The 23,522-nt window shown below is 40.1% G+C and carries 12 protein-coding genes; 4 read left to right on the top strand and 8 right to left on the bottom strand.

The genetic code is table 11. The features are described 5' to 3' along the window. Positions 1 to 42: 42 nt before the first annotated feature. From IR083_RS13890 to IR083_RS13900, 3 genes are all read left to right on the top strand, one after another. Positions 43 to 1,248 carry a C40 family peptidase gene (locus IR083_RS13890; RefSeq protein ID WP_194224761.1) on the top strand — a complete coding sequence of 402 codons (1,206 nt, stop codon included), beginning with the start codon at positions 43 to 45 and terminating at the stop codon, positions 1,246 to 1,248. A gap of 86 nt (positions 1,249 to 1,334) precedes the next feature. Continuing rightward, the gene (locus IR083_RS13895) at positions 1,335 to 2,480 is read left to right on the top strand and encodes a dipeptide epimerase (protein ID WP_194224762.1); all 1,146 of its coding nucleotides are present in this window, start codon (positions 1,335 to 1,337) and stop codon (positions 2,478 to 2,480) included. A 784-nt stretch (positions 2,481 to 3,264) separates the two neighbouring features. Further along, entirely contained in the window at positions 3,265 to 4,707 is a 1,443-nt protein-coding gene (locus tag IR083_RS13900) for a transglutaminase-like domain-containing protein (RefSeq protein ID WP_194224763.1), read from the top strand. 242 nt (positions 4,708 to 4,949) lie between these two features. Here the strand turns inward: IR083_RS13900 and IR083_RS13905 are convergent, their stop codons facing one another. The 8 genes from IR083_RS13905 to IR083_RS13940 form a co-directional block, all read right to left on the bottom strand. After that, complete coding sequence (locus IR083_RS13905; RefSeq protein WP_006799851.1) at positions 4,950 to 5,447, bottom strand: hypothetical protein; 498 nt, start codon at positions 5,445 to 5,447, stop codon at positions 4,950 to 4,952. A 29-nt stretch (positions 5,448 to 5,476) separates the two neighbouring features. Beyond that, complete coding sequence (locus tag IR083_RS13910; RefSeq protein WP_194224764.1) at positions 5,477 to 6,928, bottom strand: SusD/RagB family nutrient-binding outer membrane lipoprotein; 1,452 nt, start codon at positions 6,926 to 6,928, stop codon at positions 5,477 to 5,479. An 18-nt stretch (positions 6,929 to 6,946) separates the two neighbouring features. Continuing rightward, entirely contained in the window at positions 6,947 to 10,144 is a 3,198-nt protein-coding gene (locus IR083_RS13915; protein WP_194224765.1) for a SusC/RagA family TonB-linked outer membrane protein, read from the bottom strand. 173 nt (positions 10,145 to 10,317) lie between these two features. Beyond that, complete coding sequence (locus IR083_RS13920; protein ID WP_194224766.1) at positions 10,318 to 11,805, bottom strand: UxaA family hydrolase; 1,488 nt, start codon at positions 11,803 to 11,805, stop codon at positions 10,318 to 10,320. 318 nt (positions 11,806 to 12,123) lie between these two features. Continuing rightward, complete coding sequence (locus IR083_RS13925) at positions 12,124 to 12,543, bottom strand: HIT family protein (RefSeq protein ID WP_194224767.1); 420 nt, start codon at positions 12,541 to 12,543, stop codon at positions 12,124 to 12,126. Between the two features lie 62 nt (positions 12,544 to 12,605). Next, entirely contained in the window at positions 12,606 to 14,048 is a 1,443-nt protein-coding gene (locus IR083_RS13930) for a tagaturonate reductase (RefSeq protein WP_194224768.1), read from the bottom strand. 26 nt (positions 14,049 to 14,074) lie between these two features. Beyond that, a complete protein-coding gene (locus IR083_RS13935; RefSeq protein ID WP_194224769.1) occupies positions 14,075 to 15,202 on the bottom strand; it encodes a DUF4861 family protein in 1,128 nt (375 codons plus the stop codon). Positions 15,203 to 15,440: 238 nt separating this feature from the next. Continuing rightward, positions 15,441 to 19,862 carry a two-component regulator propeller domain-containing protein gene (locus IR083_RS13940; protein ID WP_194224770.1) on the bottom strand — a complete coding sequence of 1,474 codons (4,422 nt, stop codon included), beginning with the start codon at positions 19,860 to 19,862 and terminating at the stop codon, positions 15,441 to 15,443. Between the two features lie 389 nt (positions 19,863 to 20,251). Here IR083_RS13940 and IR083_RS13945 point away from each other — a divergent pair, with 389 nt between their 5' ends. Further along, the gene (locus IR083_RS13945; RefSeq protein ID WP_006799859.1) at positions 20,252 to 23,500 is read left to right on the top strand and encodes a SusC/RagA family TonB-linked outer membrane protein; all 3,249 of its coding nucleotides are present in this window, start codon (positions 20,252 to 20,254) and stop codon (positions 23,498 to 23,500) included. Positions 23,501 to 23,522: the final 22 nt, after the last annotated feature.

The raw sequence follows: 23,522 nt of genomic DNA on the forward strand, positions 1-23,522 counted from the left end.
TCGCCCCTACATTCAAAATATATTAATAAATACTTTTAAAATATGAGAATCAACAATATAACAAAACTAGTTGCAGCAACATTAATTCTCTTATCTGCCTGTCAGAATAAAGAGGAAAAGACGCCTTATCCCGAGCTTAATGCTCTCGTAGACAGTGCCAGAATGAAGCATGTACCGGACAGGCGGGATAATGTATATGACATCAAAATTGTGGAGAATGAAGGCAAGCCTGTCATAAAAGGGGTGACTTCCTTAGAAGAAGCCAAAGCCGATCTACTGGAACTGATCCGGAAAAGTAATCCGGCGGCAATAGACAGTATCAGCGTATTACCTGATGAAACGGTCGGAGAAAAAACATATGGTGTGATTAACGTTTCGGTAGCGGATGTACGCATGGGTGCAAGTTATGCCGCAGAAATGGGAACCCAGCTACTACTGGGAGCGCCTGTACAGGTTTTGCAACACGACGACTGGTGGCGGATAAAGACTGCGGAAGGCTATGTGGCATGGACTACCGGCGGTTCATTTGTAAGAATGACAAAAGATGATTTCAACAAATGGATAACTGCAAAGAAAATTATTTTCACAGATGATTACGGCTTCGGATATGAAAACCCTGATGAAAAGAAGCAAAGGGTATCCGATCTTGCATTCGGCAATATGCTGAAACTGGAAGCCGACAACGGACGTTTCTATAAGGTATCTTATCCTGACGGCCGCATCGCTTATATATTGAAAAGCCAAAGCAAACCCTATGAAGAATGGCTGGCATCAGTCAAACTGACAGAAGAGAGCATTCTGGAAAAGGCTCTGTCTCTCAAAGGTATCCCGTACACGTGGGGCGGCACATCCGTCAAAGGTATGGATTGCAGCGGATTTACCAAAACGGTGATGCTGATGCATGGAATCATTCTTATGCGCGATGCTTCCCAGCAGGTAAAGACCGGCATTCCTGTGGATATAAGCAATGGTTACGAAAACCTGCGTCCGGGTGACCTGATGTTCTTCGGTAAGAAAGCGCAGGACGGAAAGAAAGAACGGATACGCCATGTTGCCTTTTACAAAGGTGACAAGGAGTTTATCCACGCTTCGGGATATATACGAATAAACAGTCTGGATTCGACCAAAGCAAATTACGACGAACTCAATACCCGTGAGTTTGTACGGGCGTCTCGGGTTATCGGGGCTGTGGATACAAAAGGAATCTGGAGTATAAATAATAGTCCGTTGTATAAGGAGCAAAAATAGTTAGGTAGTTATAAGTTTTCTAGCATGCTAGTATACTAGAAACTAGTACACCCATAGTTTTTCATTTTTAATTTAAACAATATACTATGGCACAATCAAGACGTGATTTTCTGAGAAAGACAGCATTGGCCTCTCTTGGTGCCGGTCTGGCTGCCGGCTCACCATTGAGCATATTCGCACAGAAAGGTAAAGATAAGGTGACAGGCAATAAAGGGAAGATGAAATTCAGTTTCAGGCCTTTCGACCTGCAATTGAGACATGTATTTACTATCGCTAATTTTTCACGTACAACAACCCCTGTTGTATTAACGGAGATCGAATATGACGGTATTACCGGATACGGAGAGGCCTCTCTCCCTCCCTATCTGGGAGAAACGCAGGCATCCGTTATGGAATTCCTAAAAAAAATAGACCTGAGCCAGTTTTCCAGTCCGTTCGAACTCGATGATATACTCACCTATGTGGATAAAATAGCGGAAAACAACACAGCGGCAAAAGCATCTGTGGATATAGCCCTGCACGACCTTGTAGGCAAAATAATGGGGCAACCGTGGTATAAAATATGGGGGCTGGATAAGTCGAAAGCACCGTCCACGACTTTCACTATCGGAATAGACACCGCCGATGTGGTGAAAGAGAAGACCAGGGAAGCCGCGCCGCTTTACAATATTCTGAAAGTGAAGCTGGGACGCGACAATGACAAGGAGATGATAGAAGCTATCCGCACAGTGACCGACAAGCCTATTGCCATAGACGCCAATCAGGGCTGGAAAGACAAGCATCATGCACTGGACATGATATACTGGCTGAAAGAAAAAGGGATAGTAATGATAGAACAGCCGATGCCGAAATACAACCTCGATGATTCGGCCTGGGTAACAGAAAGGAGTCCCCTACCCGTTTTTGCGGATGAATCCTTCCAACGGTTGAATGATGTATTACGGCTCAAAGGCGCTTTTACGGGTGTAAATATCAAACTGATGAAATGTACGGGAATGCGGGAAGCATGGAAGATACTGACGGTAGCCCGCGCAGCCAATATGCAGGTAATGATAGGTTGTATGACGGAAACTTCCTGTGCTATTTCGGCAGCATCCCAATTATCGCCTGCCGTGGATTGGGCAGACCTGGATGGAAACCTGCTGATAAGTAACGATATTTATAAAGGGACAACTGTTGTTGACGGGAAATTGATATTGAATGATTTGCCGGGAATAGGGATAGAGAAATAGTAAGTAATAAGTTTTAAGTAATGAGTAATGAAAATAATTTATTTGAGAAAAATTTATCTATATAGTAAGCTACCAGCTTTAGCTGCTTGCTTATAGCTCTTTGATATTTTGATTGGCAGATTTACAAATTAGCATAATAGCAAATGAATGAAAAAGTGTAACCTTTGTTACCTTTTATTTTTAACCACAGAGTAAACGGAGTAGCACGGAGTTTTTAGAAGAAAAAGTGACAATAAAAATTGTGTAAAAAGTCGTCAGGTTTGTCAGGTTTTGTACATAAGCTATCGGCTAACAGCTATCAGCTAATAGCTGAAAAATGTGTTACTTTTGTTACCTTTTTTATTTAAACACAGAGTAAAAAGAGTAATAGGAGCTTTAGTAAAAAGTAACAATGAAAAACAATACAAAAGTGTCAGATGTGTCAGGTTTTAACAAAGTCCTCAATGTAATGAAAAGGGCTTTACCGCAAAGGAAAAGAGTTACGCAAAGAACACAAGTAAAAAGCATTGAGCAAGGTGTTACTTTTATTACCCTCTAACAAGTAATAAGTTTTGAGTAATGAGTTTTAAGTTGAAGAACTGTTTTCTGTTAACTGATTACTGTTGACTGTTAACTGAAAAATGTGTTACTTCTGTCACTTTTTGAAAAACCGTAGGGGCGAAATATTTTTCGCCTGGTTTCAATTTCGGGCGAAAAATATTTCGCCCCTGCAAAACTATAAAAAGCTGTTACTTCTGTTACTTTTTAACTATAAATAGTTAACGAAACAAAAAAAACAAGATCTATGAAACACTTATATCTTATAATAATCACACTGGCAATATGGGGATGCAATAGCCAACAACCCAAATCTGTGAGTCTGGAGCAAATAGATACGGAAGAAAAGGCCGGAAACTTTACGAAAGCCTCTTATCTGATAGACTTATATATTGCTGAGAATAGACCTTCTGCCGATACAATCTACGACCTCAACTGGAGAAAGGATAAGATGCATCGCATAGCTCTGGACTTCAACAAGGACAAAGAACCGGTAATGGAATACATCAAAAAATACTATCCTGATGTAAATGATGATATGTTGGCCAAATGGGAAGCAGATAAATCTCTGGAATATATGGTTGTAGACGGTCAGAAGAGATATTTCAGCCGTGGAGCGGGCAACCTGTTCCGGCTGGATAAAGATGCTATCACAAAGAAAAAGGAAATAGATAAACCGGGGACAGACGCAAAGGAAGAAACCCTGAAAATACATCTGCCGGAAATAGTATCAGTATTGGGAAAAACAGGAAAAACCCAAATGTCTCCCGTGGCAATGAGAGTAAAATATGAAGTGACGCTGAAACCGAATGCAGTACCCGAAGGAGAAGTTGTAAGATGCTGGCTTCCGTACCCGAGAGAGGATGAGCGCAGACAATCGGAAATAAAGTTGTTGTCGGTAAATGACGATAATTATATTATATCCCCGTCTGAATATGCACACCGCACATTATATATGGAGAAAGTTGCAAAGAAAAACGAGCCTCTGAAGTTTGAGATAGAATTCTCTTATAAATCGGCGGCAGAATGGTTCAATCTTGAGGGCAAAGAGATCAAGCCATATAATACAAATAGTGACCTGTACAAGACATATACTTCCGAACGGGCTCCCCATATCGTTTTCAGTGATTCTATCAAAGCCATATCGGAACGTATCATCGGTAACGAAACAGATCCTTATCAGAAGATGAAAAAGATATTCACTTGGGTGGATGAAAATTTCCCTTGGGCAGGCGCACGGGAATACTCGACAATAGACAATATCCCGGCCTATGTACTGGCAAATAATCATGGCGACTGCGGACAGGTAACATTGTTGTTTATAACGCTGGCACGCTACAATGGCATTCCTGCACGCTGGCAAAGCGGATTTATGATGCATCCGGACGGACTGAACCTGCACGACTGGAGCGAATTCTATATAGAAGGTACCGGCTGGATACCGATGGACCAGTCATTCGGTATCAACAGGTTTACAGATGATGAGAAAGTCAGGTACATATATTCTAACGGGATGGACGCGTACCGCTGGATAGTCAATAACGATTATTCCCGGCCTCTATTCCCCGAAAAGATTTACCCACGAAGCGAAACTGTGGATTTTCAGCGTGGCGAGTTGGAATGGAAAGGAGGAAACTTATACTTTGATAAATGGAACTGGGACTTTGACGTCACATATACTAATAACTAACCGGAAGGTTATTCACTGAAACTAACATTTTTTTAGGGTTCTCCCAGAAAAGGCTTTAGCCATATACCTGTACAGGTCAGACTAAAGCCTTTATCTATTCGTTCTTTGATGTCTTGTTTACTATCCGCACACAGATTATTCTTTCATAATCTTATATTCACCTTTCTGCGTGTATGTACGGCCAAATATATAAGCTTCCAAAATCTCTATCTGACGAATATCTACAGATAAATTCCGTATGATCAGTTCCTTGCCTCCATCTTGGCATTGTAATTAAGCAGATTTACCTGCTCAAAAATAATTATAATATCTTCTGTCTTTTTGGCTTTACTTAAAGCACTCTCAAATGCAGCACTGTCTTCATAAAAAACGAAGTAGGCAATGTCCAGATATTTCGAAAACCTGCTCACAGCCTCGTCTCTCGATAATAATTGTTTCTTAACGGCTTTCTTATAATACTTATCCATTTTCTCTACAGATTGTAGAATATCGGGTTTCTGTACTTCAATCTCAGAGTTATTAAGGCCTACCCTTGTTTCGTAACGCAGCAGATATATATTCTCCACAGCCTGTAGTTTACGGGCTATGAGATCTCCGAGTTCATGCGAAGAATAATCTTTTATATCTTCGACTTTAATGCCATCCCCATAAACATCGTATTCGAAATTTGTTGCTTTCTGTGCCTGCAATGACAATACTGTGTATATAAATACAAATGATAAGCAAACAATCTTTTTCATATCTATTTTATTTTATAAGTTAGTATCCTTTATTTTTCCCACCACGATTTTATGTTGATGTTATCACCACCCATATTCTCTACGGCTTTTTGGTAATTAGTACTATTCATCCGCTTTATTTTAGGTGGGTATTGGTAGCGTATGGGCATCTTGCCATTATTGAGTAATCCTCCATTATCCGGAAGTACAGGCAGCCCTGTTCTTTTGTATTCGAACCATTGCTGATAGTCATTGAAGAACAAAGCTAAATACTTCTGAAGCATTATTCTTTCGAAAGTATTATTGTACGCAGCATTTACATTACTGAAATAGTTAGCCGGAACTACTCCACCCCATTGTTCGATAGCCGCTTTAGTACCTTCTTCATAATAGGTTTTTGCATCTCCCGATATTATATTCTTATATGCCAGTTCTGCCATTATAAACTTAACTTCGGCATAAGTCATCAAGACAATATTCAGAGGAGCCTTTGCCAAGGTCTGATTCAGGTTAGACGGAGTATAATTGAATGTCTGAGTAATAGGACTACCACTTGGGATTCCTTTATATCCGATATTCTTTCCATCCAGGTCCTTCGCTTTCGAAGCCCAGATAGGCAATCTCGGATCGTCCATAGCCACAAGGTTATCTATAAAAAATTCTCCTGCAGCCCGTCCTGTAGTAAAATCCTGTGGTCTGGAAATAGGAGGTAACTGTGGGGCCAACCCTGACAGAGCTAAGATAGCCCCATCTGCATTCTTCTCAAAAACAGGGTATTTAACAGGATCATTCACCATCTTCTTCAATTCAGCATATACATTCATTTCCGAGTCCCTCTTGGATATTCGCAATAAACAGCGCATACGTAGAGAGTTACAAAACTTTTTCCACTTCAGTACGCCTTCTGCCTCAGTATTGGCATTATAGAGAAGATCTCCTATATAGGTTAATTTCTGTGATGTAATGAACATGTCATTTGCCGTCTCGAGATCTGATATAATACGGGTATAAATTTCCTTCTGTGTATCAAACACGGGGTTTAATATCCCTTCTTCAGCTCGTGAAGCCTCTTTCATAGGCACGTCACCAAATGCATCGGTCAAATTTGCGTACAACCAGCTGTTTAGGGTCAGAGCGATTGCCTGTGAATTCGGATCTTTAAACTTTACGGAAGCCTCATACATCTCTTTTACAGACGTTAGCCAGTTATAATAAGTACTCCATACACCTTCACCCGATGTTTCCGTCATATAGTAATGTGCCCTGTCTGTTCCACTACTCGGATGACTTAGAGAGACTTGCATAAAATCGAAAGTCACATCATCGGCTCTCAGGTAATTGTAACTGGCCATTTCATATAAAATAGGACTTAACAGTGAACCTTGTGATATTTCATCTATTCTGTTCGGGTCTTTGTTCAGTTCCTCAAATCCACTGTCGCAAGCTGTAAAGCTGGTAGCGAGGATACATAATACTATCGATATTTTGTCTAGTAATCTCATTTCTTAATCTTTTACATATTAAAATTTAACATTCAGGTTTATCCCCATAGTACGTGAAGAGGGCATTTGACCCATTTCAGTTCCGGGAACAATTGTAGAACTATTTAAGGCTGCCGCTTCCGGATCGAACAGAGGGTATTCCTTTGTCCACATCCACAGATTACGACCAAACAAGGCTACAGCAAGGGAATTCAGTTTCAGCTTCTTTGTTATCGACGATGGGAAGTTATATTCTACCCTTGCTTCCCGAAGTTTTATGAATGTAGCGTCAAATGAATTTGTCTCCACATTTGCCCGGCGATAATAGTCTGAATAATATTGGCTTACCAGCACTCTGGTTGTATTTGGAGAATAAGTTCCGTCTCCGTTAGCAATAACACCATCTCCTACCAATTTACCATCTTCTGAGTCACGGCCGTAAAGGGTGTGTTTCAATTTACCTTGTTCTGTCATTTTATGATGCGACTGAGAATAAACCAAACCGCCGTATTGTCCATCTATGGATAAAGACACCCGTACATTCTTGATCGTAAATTCATTTTGAAGGCCGGCTTTCCATCCCGGATATGCATTACCAACATACTCGACATTTTCGGGTTTTGCTGTCAATCCCGTAGCAGCGTCGTATATGACTTTACCTTCCGGATTGCGGAGCAACTTATAACCGTACATATCTCCCATAGAACCGCCTACTTTCGCATAATAATATACAGTTCCGGCTTGCGCTATCATCTGATCCTCATCATTATCCAGATCTTCAGAAAGTTCCATTATCCTATTCCAGTTCTTCGCCCAATTAAAGGAAGCTTTCCATTTGAAGCTACGTTGTTCCATCAATACCCCGTTCAGGACTACTTCCAGCCCTTGGTTTCTTACTTTTCCGGCATTGATTGTGGCTTTGCCATACCCTGCTGTCGGATCGATAGGTACATCTATAATCTGGTTCTTTGTATAATTCTGATATCCTGTAATATCTATACCTAGCCTGTTTTTAAACATCCGGAAATCTATTCCAGCCTCATAGTTAGTCGATATCTCAGGCTTTAGGTTCGCATTATATAATGTTCCCGGTCTTTCAGCGGCACCCGAAAATTCGCTTACCGAGTAATACTTAGCTGTTTTGTACGGGTCTGTATCATTACCTACCTGTGCCCAGGATAATCTCAATTTAGTAAAAGATATCTGAGACGGCATTTTAACGACATCCGACAGGACGAAACTACCGCTGACAGAAGGATAGAAGAATGAATTGTTCTCGATAGGCAACGTACTCGACCAGTCGTTACGTCCGGTCACATCTAAATACAAGAACTTCTTATAATTAATTGTAGCTGTTCCGTACAAGCTGTTAACCTGCTTATCCCGGTTTGTGGACCTCATAGTTGCACTTGTGAAACCATTGGACAATTTATACACACCCGGAGTCACCAATCCTGTGATATATCCCGCCTTGTAACGATATTCACTCTTTCTCATATTGCCTCCGGCAGAAACTCTCAGTCCTAAATCCCGGTTAAACTGCTCTCTGTAAGAGAAAAGAAAGTCTGTATTTATCTCAAAGTAGTTGATATCCTCCTCTTTATAGTAACCTGTAGCAAAGTTGGCCGTATTGTAAGGACGATGCTGTTCTCTCGCCTCATGCGACATTTCTATACCTGTCCTCACCAGTAAGTCGAACTTCCTTGAGAACTGATACGTCGCACTCGCTGTACCTAATACTGAATTCTTATCCGTAGGATTTTCCATCTCATAGGCTATCAGATAAGGATTGTCTATATAGCTGCTGAAAGGATGTATCTGCTCTACCTGATCCTTATCTTTTTTCCATATCGGACGGTACCAGGCCAAGTCGACGTTAGGATTCTGGAAGATCATAAAATAGGAAATAGACTGGTTGTTATAGCCCGTTCCCGGAAGGTTATCACTATTTCTGTTGGTAAAGCTCACCTTGGAAGAAAAGCGAAGCTTGTTTGTCACTTTATAGTCAAACGAAGTAGAGACTGATGTCCTTTTGAAGCCGGTATTAGGCATCATCCATTCATTGTTCTGATGTGTAAGTGATGCCCTGAAACTCGCCTTATCCGAAGAACCTTCAATGGATATGCTATTGGTGAAGTTGGTACCGGTTCGCCAAAAGTCCTTTATATTATTTTTGTATGGCTGCCATAACTGCCGTTCCAGACTCTGTCCTTCAACGTTCGGGTCATACTGGAAATACATTTGTCCATCAAATTTAGGACCGAATGCACTACTAGTAGAGCCGGTGTTCGTTCCATCCGCCGATGCCCCATATGAATAATACCAATTGCCGTTCTTATCCTTAGCTTGTGTTCCTTGCCCATATTCATACTGATAATCAGGCCATTTTAAAACATTATCCAGACTAAAGCTGGAACTGAATGTCACTCCTATCCCTTTCTGCTTCGAACCTGATTTTGTAGTTATTATCAAAGCTCCGTTTGCAGCACGACTACCATACAAAGCAGCAGCGGAAGCACCTTTCAGGACTGTTATAGACTCAATATCCTCTGGATTCAGATCATTCACAGCATCGCCATAGTCGACAGGAATATCACTTCCCGAACCCGCACCGTATGAGTCGGCTCCTGTACCTGTAGCTGAACCTCCAATCGGGACACCATCAATCACGATAAGAGCATTGTTCCCATCCATATTCATGGAGTTATCTCCACGTAATGAGATACGGGATGTTCCTAATGGTCCTCCGCCGGGACTGATTATACTCAACCCAGCGACTTTACCGGAGAGGGCTGTTGCCCAGTTGTTAGACTTAGAGTCATTTAAGGCTTGTCCTTCAATATTCTCTGTAGCAAATCCAAGCCCTTTTTCTTCCCGCTTGATCCCCAGTGCCGTAACAACAACCTCATCCAGTTGCTTCTGGTCTTCTTTTAATGTAATCGTGTAGTGTTTATTGCTCTCTATCTCCATTTCAACCAGCTGATAGCCTATGTATGAAATGCTCAGGATTCCTGTAGCCGGAGTTTCCAGAGAGAACTTACCATCCATATCCGTTACCGTACCTACAGAAGTCCCTTTAACTTTTATTGTGGCCCCAATTATAGTTTCGCCACTCTCATCCTTAACCACACCGGTTATTGAGGTTGCCTTATTCTGGGCATTCAGCATAGAAATACCAAGCAGGAAAAAGAGTATAAGAATGGCTCTCCTGTTTGGTTTCGTCAGATTTACTTTCATCCGTTTATTTTTATTAATGATTAAAAACTCACGGGCAAAAGTATCCCTCTATGATTACAGATTCGTTAACACAAAGTTGTTATATGATTAAATTTTGGTAAAAGCTGACCAGGGTAACAATAGACTCCAGCCAGCTCTTCAAATATATACATTAACAAAATATTGCCTCTTAATTATAGTGTCACTCCCGACTTAAATATGGCTATTTCCTTAAAGCCTGTCTCTTCATGTTTCAGATGCTTACCATCACAAACTTCGACCGTAAAGTTGATGAAATCATTCAGTACGGTTTCCATACCCCGTCCTTCGAGCAAGACTCCGGCATTGAAGTCTATCCAGTTTTGCTTGAAATTATACAGTTTACTATTAGTCGATATTTTCATTGTAGGAACAAAAGCTCCGAATGGAGTACCGCGACCTGTTGTAAACAGCACTATCTGACAACCCGACATAGCCAGAGCCGATGCGGCTACAAGGTCGTTACCCGGTGCATTCAGCAGGTTAAGTCCATGCTTTACTACCGGCTGGCCATAATCCAACACATCCACGACTTCCGAGTTGCCACCCTTTTGGGTACAACCCAACGATTTATCCTCTAGGGTAGTGATACCTCCGGCTTTATTGCCCGGTGAGGGGTTTTCATATATCGGCTGGTCGAACTTACGGAAATAATGCTTAAAGTTATTGATCAACAAAACTGTATCATCAAAGACTTTTTTTGTCTCGGCACGGTTCATAAGTATAGTTTCGGCACCGAACATTTCGGGCACTTCCGTAAGGATGCTTGTTCCCCCCTGAGCTATCAGCCAGTCGGAGAACTGCCCCACCAACGGATTGGCTGTAATACCGGAAAAGCCGTCGCTACCGCCGCACTTCAATCCTACTTTCAATTTCGATAATGGAAGCGGTTCGCGCTTATCGTTACGCATATTCTCTACCAGTTCCTTCATCAGCTGAAAGCCTGTTTCTATTTCGTCCTGTACCTCCTGTGCGATAAGAAACTTAACCCGCTTATCGTCCCATTCGCCCATTACTTTTTTGAAGTCCTTCTGCTGATTGTTTTCACAACCAAGACTCATGACCAGTACACCGCCTGCATTAGGATGTTTGGCCAGTGCTGCCAATGCCTTCTGTGTATTGACATGATCGTCGCCAAGCTGGGAACAGCCGTAGTTATGAGTATAGACACGTATATCGTCTATATGGGAAACATCGAGTTCGCTTTTTATACGGTTGATGATAGCTTGTGCCTGTCCGTTTACACAGCCTACGGTAGGGACAATCCACAGTTCATTGCGGATACCCATTTCGCCATTGTAACGCAGATAACCGTTTATAGTAAGGTTACTCTTTTTTATATCCAGTTTCGGATGAACCGGAACATAAGCGTATTGTAGATCGTCATGCAAATTAGTCTTCACATTCTGGGTATGTACATGCTCACCGATATGAATATCAGTTGTAGCATGTCCTATAGGGTAACCGTATTTGATAACGTCTTCGTTTTCTTTTATCTCGTCTATTGCAAACTTATGGCCTGTAGGGATCGTATTCCTGATGGTGACTTTTTTGCCGTCTATATCCAGAATATCACCTTCACTCAGATCATCTATTGCCACACAGACATTATCTGTAGGGGCTATTTTAAGATATTTATTCATTTCTGTTTTCTCCTTTTTTTCTATTGATCGTAGAAAAAGTTGACAAACTTGACACTTTTTCATTTTTTTTAGTTGTCACATTTTTTTGTATAAAAAGTAACAAAGGTTACACTTGTTTCATGTTACACTGAGAACCACTGAGAAGAGACTGTGTTTCACTGAGGACTTTGTTAAAAAGTAACAAAAGTAACACTCTTTACATACTTTCTTTTTTGTCACTGTTTCAGTAAACACCGGGGTTACCGAACATTGTATCAAAGAACTATAAACCGGCTATTACAAACCGGTAACTTCATCATATAGATAAAGTTTTCAGATTTACATCAACCTACTCCTGATAGATGCCAGTACGTCCATATACTCTTCATCGGATAAATAAACCTTCTGCGGATTCATCGTAAAAGTAGAACCAAAATCCGGGCCATCCGTATATTTAGGGACTAAGTGCATATGCAGGTGCGGCAATTTGTCAGAGTAAGCACCGTAATTAATTTTAGTGGCGGCGAATATATCTTTCAATGCCTTAGCTACCTTATTTACGTCCTGCATATATGATAAAAGTGTATTATTGTCCAATTCGTATAGCTCTTTTGCATGACCTTCGTAAGCAACAATACACCGTCCCAGATAGGTTTGCTCCCTGAAAAGGTATACAGTAGACACATTCAGTTTGCAAATTTCAATCATCAGATCGTGCTGTGTCTGATTTTTATTGCAATATAAACAATCGTTATTCATAATCGTTCATGTGTATATTGACAGTGGACAATGTTTCGGTTCCATTGTCCATCATCAATTAATTAATTTATTAAAGATTGTAATGCGCTCTGCATTCCATGGTTCAATATCAACTCCACATCCTTAGATACTTCATCGATAAACTGAGGTACCGCAGAGAAATTTTCTTTCCACATCTCCTTATTGTTAACAATACCTGCTACCCATCCTTTGATATTGTTTTTATCGTATGTTTTTTGAATAAACTCGATAAATTCAGGGGTATCATTCGGTGTGAAATTCTTCGCAGCCGACTGACCTGTATAAAGCACCAGTAGTGCAGCAAAAGAAAATGTGGTCAGTTTTGCATTCTTATCCAGCTTCTTACTGCAGTCATATACCGTAGGATAATCCCGTGTCTCCCATTTAGAGATGGAATTTAAAGAAATATCTTTCAGATAATGTTTCAGATACGGGTTGTAGAAGCGTTCTAATATTTTAGCAGCAAAGGCTTTCAGTTCTTCCGGATCTTCGTCGATACACGGTAATACTTCTTCGGCCACCATTTTATTGATATACTTTTCTACTTCGGGTGTATTGAATGCATCCATCACCGTTTCGCAACCAAGCTGGAGAGCCACAGGCACCATAGCTGTATGCGAGCCGTTAAGGATACGTACTTTCTTGGCGCGGAAAGCCTTGATATCGTCCATGAATAGGACATTCAATCCGGCTTTATCCAATGGGAATTTTTCTTTGATGATACTGTCGCCGCCGATAGCCCATACATGGAAGTATTCACCTTTGACTACGAGATTATCATCAAACCCAATCTCAGCTTTGATTTCATCGATATTCTCCCGTGGAAAGCCCGGCACAATACGGTCTACCAAAGTATCATAGAAATGACAAGATGTATTTACCCAGTCAATAAAGCCTTCTCCCAAATTATTGTGCCTGGCATGTTTTAGTACATAATTGTGAAGTGTGGAGCCATTATCTTCAATCAGTTCGCAGCAGATAATAAGAAGACCTTTATCTTTTGCCCCATTGAATTTCTGATAGCGTTTATGCAATAACGCTGTCATTTTAGCAGGGAATGATTTTGGTGGCTGGGCATTCAGATCGTCACCTTCTTCGTAGCGGATACCGGCTTCTGTGGTATTGGAAATTATCATCTCAAGCCCTTCGCTCAGAAATAGTTTTTCGTATTCCGCATACTGACTGTAAGGATTCATGATATCCATGATACTTTTTACCAAAGCGACTTCTTTCACAGGTTTCTTGTCTTTTATACCTTCGAGGTAAACATGGTACATACTGTCCTGATCCTTGAACATCTTTACCATATTCTCACCACCGCCTATCGGCTGTACAGCAATGATGCCGTGGTTCATTACATCTGCATTATTCGCTTTATCTATCATCCAGTCTACAAAAGCGCGAAGAAAATTTCCTTCGCCGAATTGAAGTATCTTTACTGGTAAATCTTTTTTCTCTACTGTTGTTTTATTAAGTGGCTTCATGATATAAGTTTTTATTATAGTTGACTTTAATTCTTAATAGTATATGTTATCGGATTATTCAAGCGGGCCAGTACTTCATCTATACATTTCATAAAATCGTCTTTGGTCACAACCGGTTCTTTATCCAGTTCCCATGTAGGCATAAAATAATATTCGACATAACCATTCTCAGGTTCAAGCACCAATATATGATTCAGATCATCACTTGTTATCTCTTTAACCTGCCGTGTGTGCGCAAACACAACAAGACCCTGCATATCGTTATTCAGGCTTTGCTTACCAAAAGTAGCTATGTAAGACCATTTACTGTCCTTACTATTGCTAACGATAAGTTCCGCTTCTTTTATTTTTATAATCCCTGTAGCAATATTAATCTTTTTATCCACAAGCAACTCCATACGTGAAGCACGGCTACCTGCATCAATGGATATCAGCGAAGTAAGATCGCATTTTACACCATTCGCATCCCATCCGTAATAAATTGTTTTCACCTGCGACCGTATTTTACCGTCGGCAGGAATAAAGCAAGTCATACTATCCTTCTTTTCCACTCGGACAGCTTTTTGTCCGTTCCATACAGCGATAGTCCCGATTCCCAAAGCAGTTCCGACTTTCATATTATCCATTCCCCAGTCTGCCATATTATGATAGTTATCAAAACCATCAACCCCTACAGCAGGAAGGACGATATCGGAAGTCTTTTTACCAAATACGTCTATTGCATTACGATTATCCAAATAGAAACGGAAAGCAACTTTATCGCTCTCCCAACCAGGACCTTCATATTTGATATAATAAGAATGATCTCTGAATGTTCCGGGCAGACTTATATAATTGGGCTTCACCCATGAGTAACCGCCTACATATTTATGTCCTTCGAAGTCCCCGCCTATTTTGTGAGATAGTTCAGCATAGCTACGCTTGGGGTAAGCATCGGCTGTACCCGGCCTTAATGAAATCAGAATTTCACTATTAGCATCTATTTTATCAACAGGCAGTATTGCCAGTTGTCTTCCTTTTGCATCCGTAATTATTTCAACGGGAACATCTGTATTATTTATGGTCGCCAAGTAATTACCTAAAGAAAGATTCAGTTCATCAACAGGTATCTCCAAGGTATAATCAACAACTGCCTGCCCCGAATTATTCTTCACTGAGATGTTTTGCGCCGACAAGAAAACGTTTATCTGTAAAAACAAAAACAGACAAATAAAAAATAACTTTTTATACATTATAGAATAATTGTTCATTGGTCTTTTTTTAAGGTTAGAAATTCTTATAAACGGTGTAAAAGTAAACATTATTCTGCTCCTATAGCAAATATAGGAGTAACGAATCAAATACAAAGGGGTGTTTTTGACTTAATTAGTTTCACCCCGTATATTTACATTATTATGAACGATTTTTCAGGTTCTTATACTCACTTGGGATCATTCCATAAACGTTTTTGAAACATTGCGAAAAGTATTTCGTGTCTGATATACCTATCATAAACGAAACTTCTTTTATTGTATATTGCTGCGTTTCTATCAACTTAGCAGCATGTTTTATTTTTATATCACGGATAAACTCGATAGGAGAAAGCCCTGTAAGACTTTTCAATTTCTTAAAGAATACCGTCCTGCTCATGGCAATGGCATTTGCAAGATCATCCACCACAAAATCACTATTATCGATATTCTCTTCCACCACCTCTTTTATCTTCCTGATAAAAGATTCGTCGTGAGGAGTAATCTTGTGTCCCGGTTCTTCTTTTTTCTCCGGTTCGGCAACATCCAAAGGCCTGCCCGCAGAATAAACATCGTAAAGCCGCTTACGCTGACGAATGATATTTTCGATTCTGGCGCGCAGATACTTCACACTGAACGGCTTGGTTATATAATCGTCAGCACCGTAATCCAAGCTATCCAGTTTACTTTCCATATCAGTCTTTGCAGTAAGCAGGATAACAGGTATATGACTGATTTCGGTAGTAGCCCGTATCTTTTGTAATAGTTCGGTACCATCCATCTCCGGCATCATAATATCACTTACTATAAAATCCGGGACATTTGCCACAGCCTTATCATAACCTTCTTTTCCATCAGCAACATCCAATACATTATAATAAGGTTCCAGTATATTAACAATAAAGCGTCTCAAATCAGAATCATCTTCTACGACCAGTATAGTCTCTTTCGGATTTTCTTTTTCTATAGCTTCGTCCGGATTTTCCTGCATAGTTTCTCCTGCTACTTTTTCTTTAGCAACATCGGATTCCGTCTTTTCTGCAACAGCATCTTTTGCAACAAATGTAAAAGAAACATTTGCATCATCTTTCAGATGCTCAATCCCTGTAGGAAAGAAAACGGTAAAGACGGAGCCTTCATTTTCTTCGCTGTCTACCACTATTTTAGCATGGTGCTTGTCTGCCACTTCTTTAACGATAGACAGGCCGATACCTGTACTCGGTTTGTTCTTATCTTTATTAAATGATGCGAAACGGGTAAACAATTTATTCAGTACATCTTTAGTCATGCCACCGCCCTCATCTTTCACCTGAATGGCAACAGTGTTATCTTTTTTATTGCTAAAAACAGTGACTTCTATCGTTTTATCATCAGATGTATATTTAAAGGCATTGGATAACAGATTAAATATTAGTTTTTCTACATTATCACGGTCTATCCAGATTTTTTCATCTCCGGCCCGGTTATTAAATTCCAACCTTATATTCTGGTATTCGGCCGTCTTGGAGAAATTATTACAAATATCAGACACATAATCCCCAAACTGTGTCTCCTGAATATTGAGCTTCATTTTCTGTATTTTCCTGAAATCCAATATCTGATTCACCATGCGCAGCATCCTGTTGGAGTTCTTCAACACCAGTTGCAATTGTGATTTTATATCGCCCGGTGTGCCTTCATTCTCTATTATATTCTCCACAGGTGAAACAATCATAGTCAGCGGAGTGCGTATCTCATGTGAAATATCCGTAAAGAAGCGGGTTTTCATCTCGGTTTCTTCGTGCTCCAGCTTCACTTTATCCCGCAAACGGTAAAATACAAACAGAGTACGCAATATAGTGTACAGAACAGCAATAATGAGAATAACATACAGGAGATACGCCCAGCCTGTCTGCCAGAAAGACGGCGTTATTTCTATATTTAATATATGCTCGTTGTCCATCCATATACCGTCGCTATTTGTAGATCTCACCCGGAAAGTGTAATTTCCCGGCGATAAATTCGTATAATTGGCAATTCGTTGTTTGGAAGTAATGATCCAATCCTGATCAAAGCCTTCCAGTTTGTAAGCATAATTAATTCTTCTGGGTTCTATATAGTCGAGGGCGACAAACTCAATATTGATAAAATTCTGTTTGTGGTTGAGCTTTATATAATCCAGATCATCGATATTCGCTTTCAGTGGAGAATCTTCTCCGATAGGAACATCTTTATTGGCAATCTGGAATTTAGTTAACGCAACATACGGCGTAAATGTACTCTTATTAATATTCTCCGGATCGACAGATAATACCCCCTTCGAATAGCCGACATATACGATTCCCGACTGAGCTGTATACCTGGCTCCTTCCGAAAAGTTCTGACCTTCTATCTGCCTGTTTATCTCACTATAGGTCTCGAATGATTTTCTTACAGGATCGAACTTGGTGAGATTACCTTCCGATGTTACCCACAGATTCCCTTTCTTATCTTCTGTAAGAGTCAATACGACATCTGAGGGAAGCCCGTCTTTGGTCGTATATGATAAAAACTCGGAAGGAAAGCCTTTTTCATCTACAGCTTTAATCTCATTTACCCCGCCACCGAAAGTTGCAATATAAGTTTCCCCTCTCCGTGTTGTATAAATATCGTAGACGTCGTTTTCGCTAATGCTTTCATTATCCTCCGGTATCCGTGTATAGAACTTATAATCGATAGTATTTACCGATCCGAAATCAGATGAAAACATAATAAGTCCCAATGTTGTGCCCACACATATATTACCGTATTTATCGGCACTCATTGCCCTGATCTGTGAACCATATTGAAACGGATAATTCTTAAGGTCGTTCCTATGATTCAGGAAGTGATTTTTCCCTTCATCCAACAAGTTAAGTCCGCCACCGTACGTTCCAACCCAGATTCGCATCTTATTATCCTGAAATATAGCATATACACTGTTGTTGCTCAGGCTGTATATATTATCATCGGAATGTTTGTATTGCGTTATTTTGTATGTATTATTTACCGGGGTAAGTTTGTATATTCCTTCGCCCTTTGTTCCTATCCAGATATTTTTAGCAGCATCTTCCATCATACAATATGCGACACCTTCCAAGGGCTTACCATATTCTATCTTACCATTACTGCATATATATCCCTGCTGTGTTAATGACTGGTCGTAGACAAATATTTTCCCTCCTTTTGTAGATACCCACAAATTTCGTTTACTATCCTCAAAAATACTGCGAATGTCATTATTTATCATGGAATGAATATTCGGATCAACTACAATTGTCTTAAATACTTCATCATTAAATATTACTTTATCCAACCCATGAGAACGCGTACTCAGCCAAAGGTTTCCCTGCTTGTCGGAGAAAGCCGTATGCATCATATTCGAAAATCTCCAGGTTGGCGAATATGGTTCGTTAAAAAACGGGATCAGGCTATCTTTTTGAGGATCATAGCTAGAAAAGCCTCCTCCCCGTGGATGTACCCATAAGCGGTTTTCTATATCCTCGAAAATAAAAAAATTAGACGGAAATACATTCGACACAACGCTTTCTATTTTCATACGAAAGTGCTTCATAATCCCCGTTTCCGGGTTAAATTTAGAAACCCCCGCCTGGTCTGATTCAAACCATATATTCTTCGATCTGTCAACGTAGCAGGATATAATGTGATTGGTAGACATCCCGGATAAAGTTGATACATCATATTTCTTCAAGTTCTTAGAATTACGGTTATAAATAAAGAAACCATCACTTCTGGTAGCAATCAGTATCTGATTATTATCTATATTCCGGATATAGCTAATATATGAATCGGTGCCGGTCTGCAATAAATCGGATTGCCCATTTCCTTTATTGTAAATCCATATTTTCCCGTTATCAGAGCCGAACCATATTCTGCCCTCCTGTTCCATCACAGAATAAAAACTCTGAGCGGGTTTGGATTCTATATAGGCCTTATCCGAGAAAAAACTGGTTATCTTATTATTTTTAGACAAGAGATAGAGCCCATTATCGGTAAGTATCCAGCTATTCAGGTCTTTATCTTCATATACTTCATATATTTTATTGCTGTTCAATTTACCATTTTCCTTATTAAAAGTCTCTATAGCAAATGTTGAATCGGTAACACAAACACAGCCCATATTATCAGACGACAGCCATACCTTACCCGATTGCATTGTCTCTATCCTGGTAGCGATAAAAGTAAGATTTTCATATCCTTTGACCGACCTTATTCCCATAAAAGTTTCGGTATGGGGGTCAAATCGGTGAGGTTCCCGGTCGTAAGGGAGGGTCCATATATACCCGTATTTGTCTTCGTATATATTATCTATACGATTACTGCGCATATGATATTTGTCCCCCTGTTGAATCCTGTATGTATAGAAATTGTACCCATCGAAACGGCAAAGCCCGTTCCATGTAGAAAACCACATAAAACCTTTTTTATCCTGCACAATACTCATTATGGTATGCTGTGGCAATCCATCTTCAGGCCCGTAATGTTCAAAAAAACATTTTTGCTGCCCGGAAACAGATATACAAACAACGAGAATAAACAAAAAACAATAGAAACGATTAAAAATCATGGTACCAAAAGGTTTTGTACAAATATAGTAAAAACTGAGGAGGGATTCGAATAAATTCGAATCTACCCGAGATATATCCTGTATTGTGTATATATAATCAGGCTTAAATAAAATGCTGTATGATACGGGGTCTAGTCAATTCATCCCCCTTAAAAAAATATTTTAACACCCCTCTGTACCAAAAATGATACATACATTGCATTCGAAATCTAATAACATTTTTTAAACAAAATCCAAAACATTTATTAATGGCTAAAAACATATAAACTATCTATTTCCATAAGAAAAGTATAACTAAATTTAAAAAGAAAAGTCTAAACTGGCAAAACGAACCTCGTCCTTTAGGATAAATTTATTAAAAGAAATACAAATCATAAATCTAAACAACCATGCGAAAGACAATCAAAAGAATTTTGTCTCTTATTTGTATCTCAATGTTTCTGGTATGCGGACAAAACGTATACGCCCAGCAACGGGAGATAAAAGGTACTGTCACCGATACTCAGGGTGAACCTCTGGTGGGTGTTACCGTTTCAATCAAAGGTACAACCAAAGGTACAATGACTGATATCGATGGCAAGTACACTCTTTCTGTCAACAATGCTGACAAAACCCTTTCGGCATCATATATTGGTATGAAACCAAATGAAAAGCCGATCTCCGGAAATATAATCGACTTTGTTATGGAAGACCTTAGTTCCGAACTGGATGAGGTGGTAGTAATCGGTTACGGAACGGTTGCAAAAAAAGACCTGACAGGCTCCGTAGCTTCCATTGGGTCTAAAGATATCGGCTCTATCCCTGTATCCAGTGCTGTTGAGGCTATGACCGGCAGACTGGCGGGAGTAAACATCACTACCACTGAAGGTTCTCCCGACGCAGATATAAAAATCCGGGTGCGGGGTGGAGGCTCACTGTCTCAGGACAATTCTCCACTATATATTGTAGACGGATTTCAGGTTTCAAGTATCAGCGATATTGCACCCACTGAAATACAGAGCATCGACGTATTGAAAGATGCCTCTTCTACAGCCATATACGGTGCGCGTGGCGCAAATGGTGTAATCATCATTACAACTAAAAGTGGCCATGAAGGAAAAACCAGAGTCGACTTCGGAGCATATTTCGGCATAAGAAAAGTCGCTAAAATGACTAAAGTGATGAGTCCGTATGACTTTGCTTACTACCAGTACGAATTAGGCAATACCGACTATGGAGATTTTCAGGATCTGGATATCTGGAAATCTATAGAAGGAAATGATTTTCAGGACGAAATTTTCGGACGCACCGGCAACCAGACACAATATAATGTAAATGTAAGCGGTGGGACCAAAGATATAAAGTACAGCGTAAGTTATGCCCATAACGAAGAAAAAAGCATCATGTTGGGCTCCGGCTTCAAGAAGGATAATATTAATGCAAAAATCAATACTAACCTGAACCAATGGTTGAGCCTGGACTTCAATGGACGCTTGAGTTATACATCTGTAGATGGCTTGAGTGGAGGTGCTGATACAAATGAATCGAATGCAGCTAATTCTATCGTTGCCAATTCGGCCCGTTTCCGTCCTGTTAATCCAATATCCAGTAATACGGACGATGAAGAAAACAATACTTCATCCCAGAAAAATCCATTGGAACGTTTACTGGCTACATACAAAAGACGCAACACATTCAATCAGAATTATAACGCAGGGTTGAATTGGAAACCGACAAAGGAACTTACTTTCCGTTCCGAATTTGGTTATGGCTGGAAATATGACGATACAGACCAAATCTGGTCTGCCGATGCTGTTCAGAACTCAAAACTGAAATATGACGGGCAACCTCAGGCAATATTGTTAAGAACTACAACCAAGAACTGGCGGAATGCAAATACTGTGACTTACGATAATAAGAAAATGTTTGACGGACGCGACCACCTGAATATATTATTAGGGCATGAAGTCTCCAGCAGCCAGGCAAAATCAGTTGAAAACACATCTGTGGAATTTCCTGCTTCTATGACTATTGCCGAAGTGAAGGCTAACATGTCGGCGGGATCTCCACTACCTACAATTACGACAATAGGAGCAAAAGAGAATATGCTATCTTTCTTTGGCCGTGTAAATTATACAATGCTGGGTAGATATTTATTCACCGCGACAATGCGGGCCGATGGCTCCAGTAAGTTTGCCCAAGGTAACCAATGGGGTGTTTTCCCTTCTGCAGCATTGGCTTGGCGAATGTCTGACGAAGAATTCATGAGTAGTACCAATAGTTGGCTATCAAATATGAAATTCCGTCTGAGCTTTGGTACTGCAGGTAATAACCGTATTAAGTCTGGTTTGACAAATACCACTTATTCTATGGCCAGTAATACATCAAAAGCTCCTTTCTTTAATGATAACCGCACCAGTATGCTGGAGGTAGGTAAAACTTTATACAATCCCGACCTGAAATGGGAAACAACTGTTACCCGTAACTTCGGTATCGATTATGGCTTCCTGAACAATCGTATTTCCGGTACTTTAGACTTATATTGGAATACAACCAGGGATTTGCTAATGCAAACAGTAATCCCGTCAAATACAGGCTATGACAATCAATTCCAGAATTTTGGACAGACATCGAACAAGGGCGTCGAACTAGCAATGAATACCATATTAGTAGATCAAAAGAATTTTAATCTGAACTTTAACTTCAACATATCTTACAACAGGAGTAAAATTGACAAGCTACCTATAGAAAGTTCGTGGCAAAGCAGTAGCTGGGCAGGTAGTACTCTTTACAAATACGAAGATTTCCGTGTGGAAGAAGGCGGACGCCTCGGTGAAATCTGGGGTTATAAGACCAATGGATACTTTACGGCATACGACCCGAATACTAATCCCAACGGCGAATTGGTATTGAATGGTACAAACTGGGTATTGAGAGATGGTATTGTTGACAACAGTAAAACCATTACCGGAGGTAACTACTATCCGGGCGCATTAAAAGTCGAATGTGACGAAAACGGAGAACCTCTCAAACAGAGATTAGGCAACACTATAGCTCCTGTTACAGGTGGTTTTGGGTTCAATGGTAATATAGGTAATTTTGATTTCAATGTATTCTGTAACTATTCCATTGGAAACAAAATCATAAACGGGAATAAACTGGCATTGGCTTTCAACACAGGATCTGCAAAAGGTTATAACCTTAATAACGATTTTGCGATAAGCAACCGTTATACATGGATTGACCCCGCAACGGGAATGAATCTTGGTAAAATAAGCAATTCTACGATATCTTATTATGGAAGTGCCGATGCTGTAGCTGCACGCCTGAATGAAATAAATGCAGGAGCCAATATATACAACCCGGCTGCTGTCAGCAATATGCAATTGATAGATTATGCCGTAGAGAATGCCTCATTCCTGCGTATAAACAATGTGACTATAGGCTATAACTTTCCTAAGACGTGGGTAAGAAAAGCCTTTATACAAGATGTAAGAATCTACTTAACAGGCTACAATCTGCTGTGTATCACAGATTATTCAGGATCTGACCCTGAAGTGGACACAAGTAGCAAGAGAAACCCGATGACTCCGGGTGTTGACTATGCATCATATCCGAAAAGCCGTTCTTTTGTAGCCGGTATAAATGTATCATTCTAATTTCTAAAGAAGAAAAACGATT

The organism is Dysgonomonas sp. GY75 (assembly GCF_015234155.1).
In the GTDB taxonomy this organism is placed as follows: Bacteria; Bacteroidota; Bacteroidia; order Bacteroidales; family Dysgonomonadaceae; genus Dysgonomonas; species Dysgonomonas gadei.

Coding starts and splice junctions, on each gene's coding strand:
- IR083_RS13890 (WP_194224761.1), top strand. CDS start 43: ATGAGAATCAACAATATAACAAAACTAGTTGCAGCAACATTAATTCTC.
- IR083_RS13895 (WP_194224762.1), top strand. CDS start 1,335: ATGGCACAATCAAGACGTGATTTTCTGAGAAAGACAGCATTGGCCTCT.
- IR083_RS13900 (WP_194224763.1), top strand. CDS start 3,265: ATGAAACACTTATATCTTATAATAATCACACTGGCAATATGGGGATGC.
- IR083_RS13905 (WP_006799851.1), bottom strand. CDS start 5,447: ATGAAAAAGATTGTTTGCTTATCATTTGTATTTATATACACAGTATTG.
- IR083_RS13910 (WP_194224764.1), bottom strand. CDS start 6,928: ATGAGATTACTAGACAAAATATCGATAGTATTATGTATCCTCGCTACC.
- IR083_RS13915 (WP_194224765.1), bottom strand. CDS start 10,144: ATGAAAGTAAATCTGACGAAACCAAACAGGAGAGCCATTCTTATACTC.
- IR083_RS13920 (WP_194224766.1), bottom strand. CDS start 11,805: ATGAATAAATATCTTAAAATAGCCCCTACAGATAATGTCTGTGTGGCA.
- IR083_RS13925 (WP_194224767.1), bottom strand. CDS start 12,543: ATGAATAACGATTGTTTATATTGCAATAAAAATCAGACACAGCACGAT.
- IR083_RS13930 (WP_194224768.1), bottom strand. CDS start 14,048: ATGAAGCCACTTAATAAAACAACAGTAGAGAAAAAAGATTTACCAGTA.
- IR083_RS13940 (WP_194224770.1), bottom strand. CDS start 19,862: ATGATTTTTAATCGTTTCTATTGTTTTTTGTTTATTCTCGTTGTTTGT.
- IR083_RS13945 (WP_006799859.1), top strand. CDS start 20,252: ATGCGAAAGACAATCAAAAGAATTTTGTCTCTTATTTGTATCTCAATG.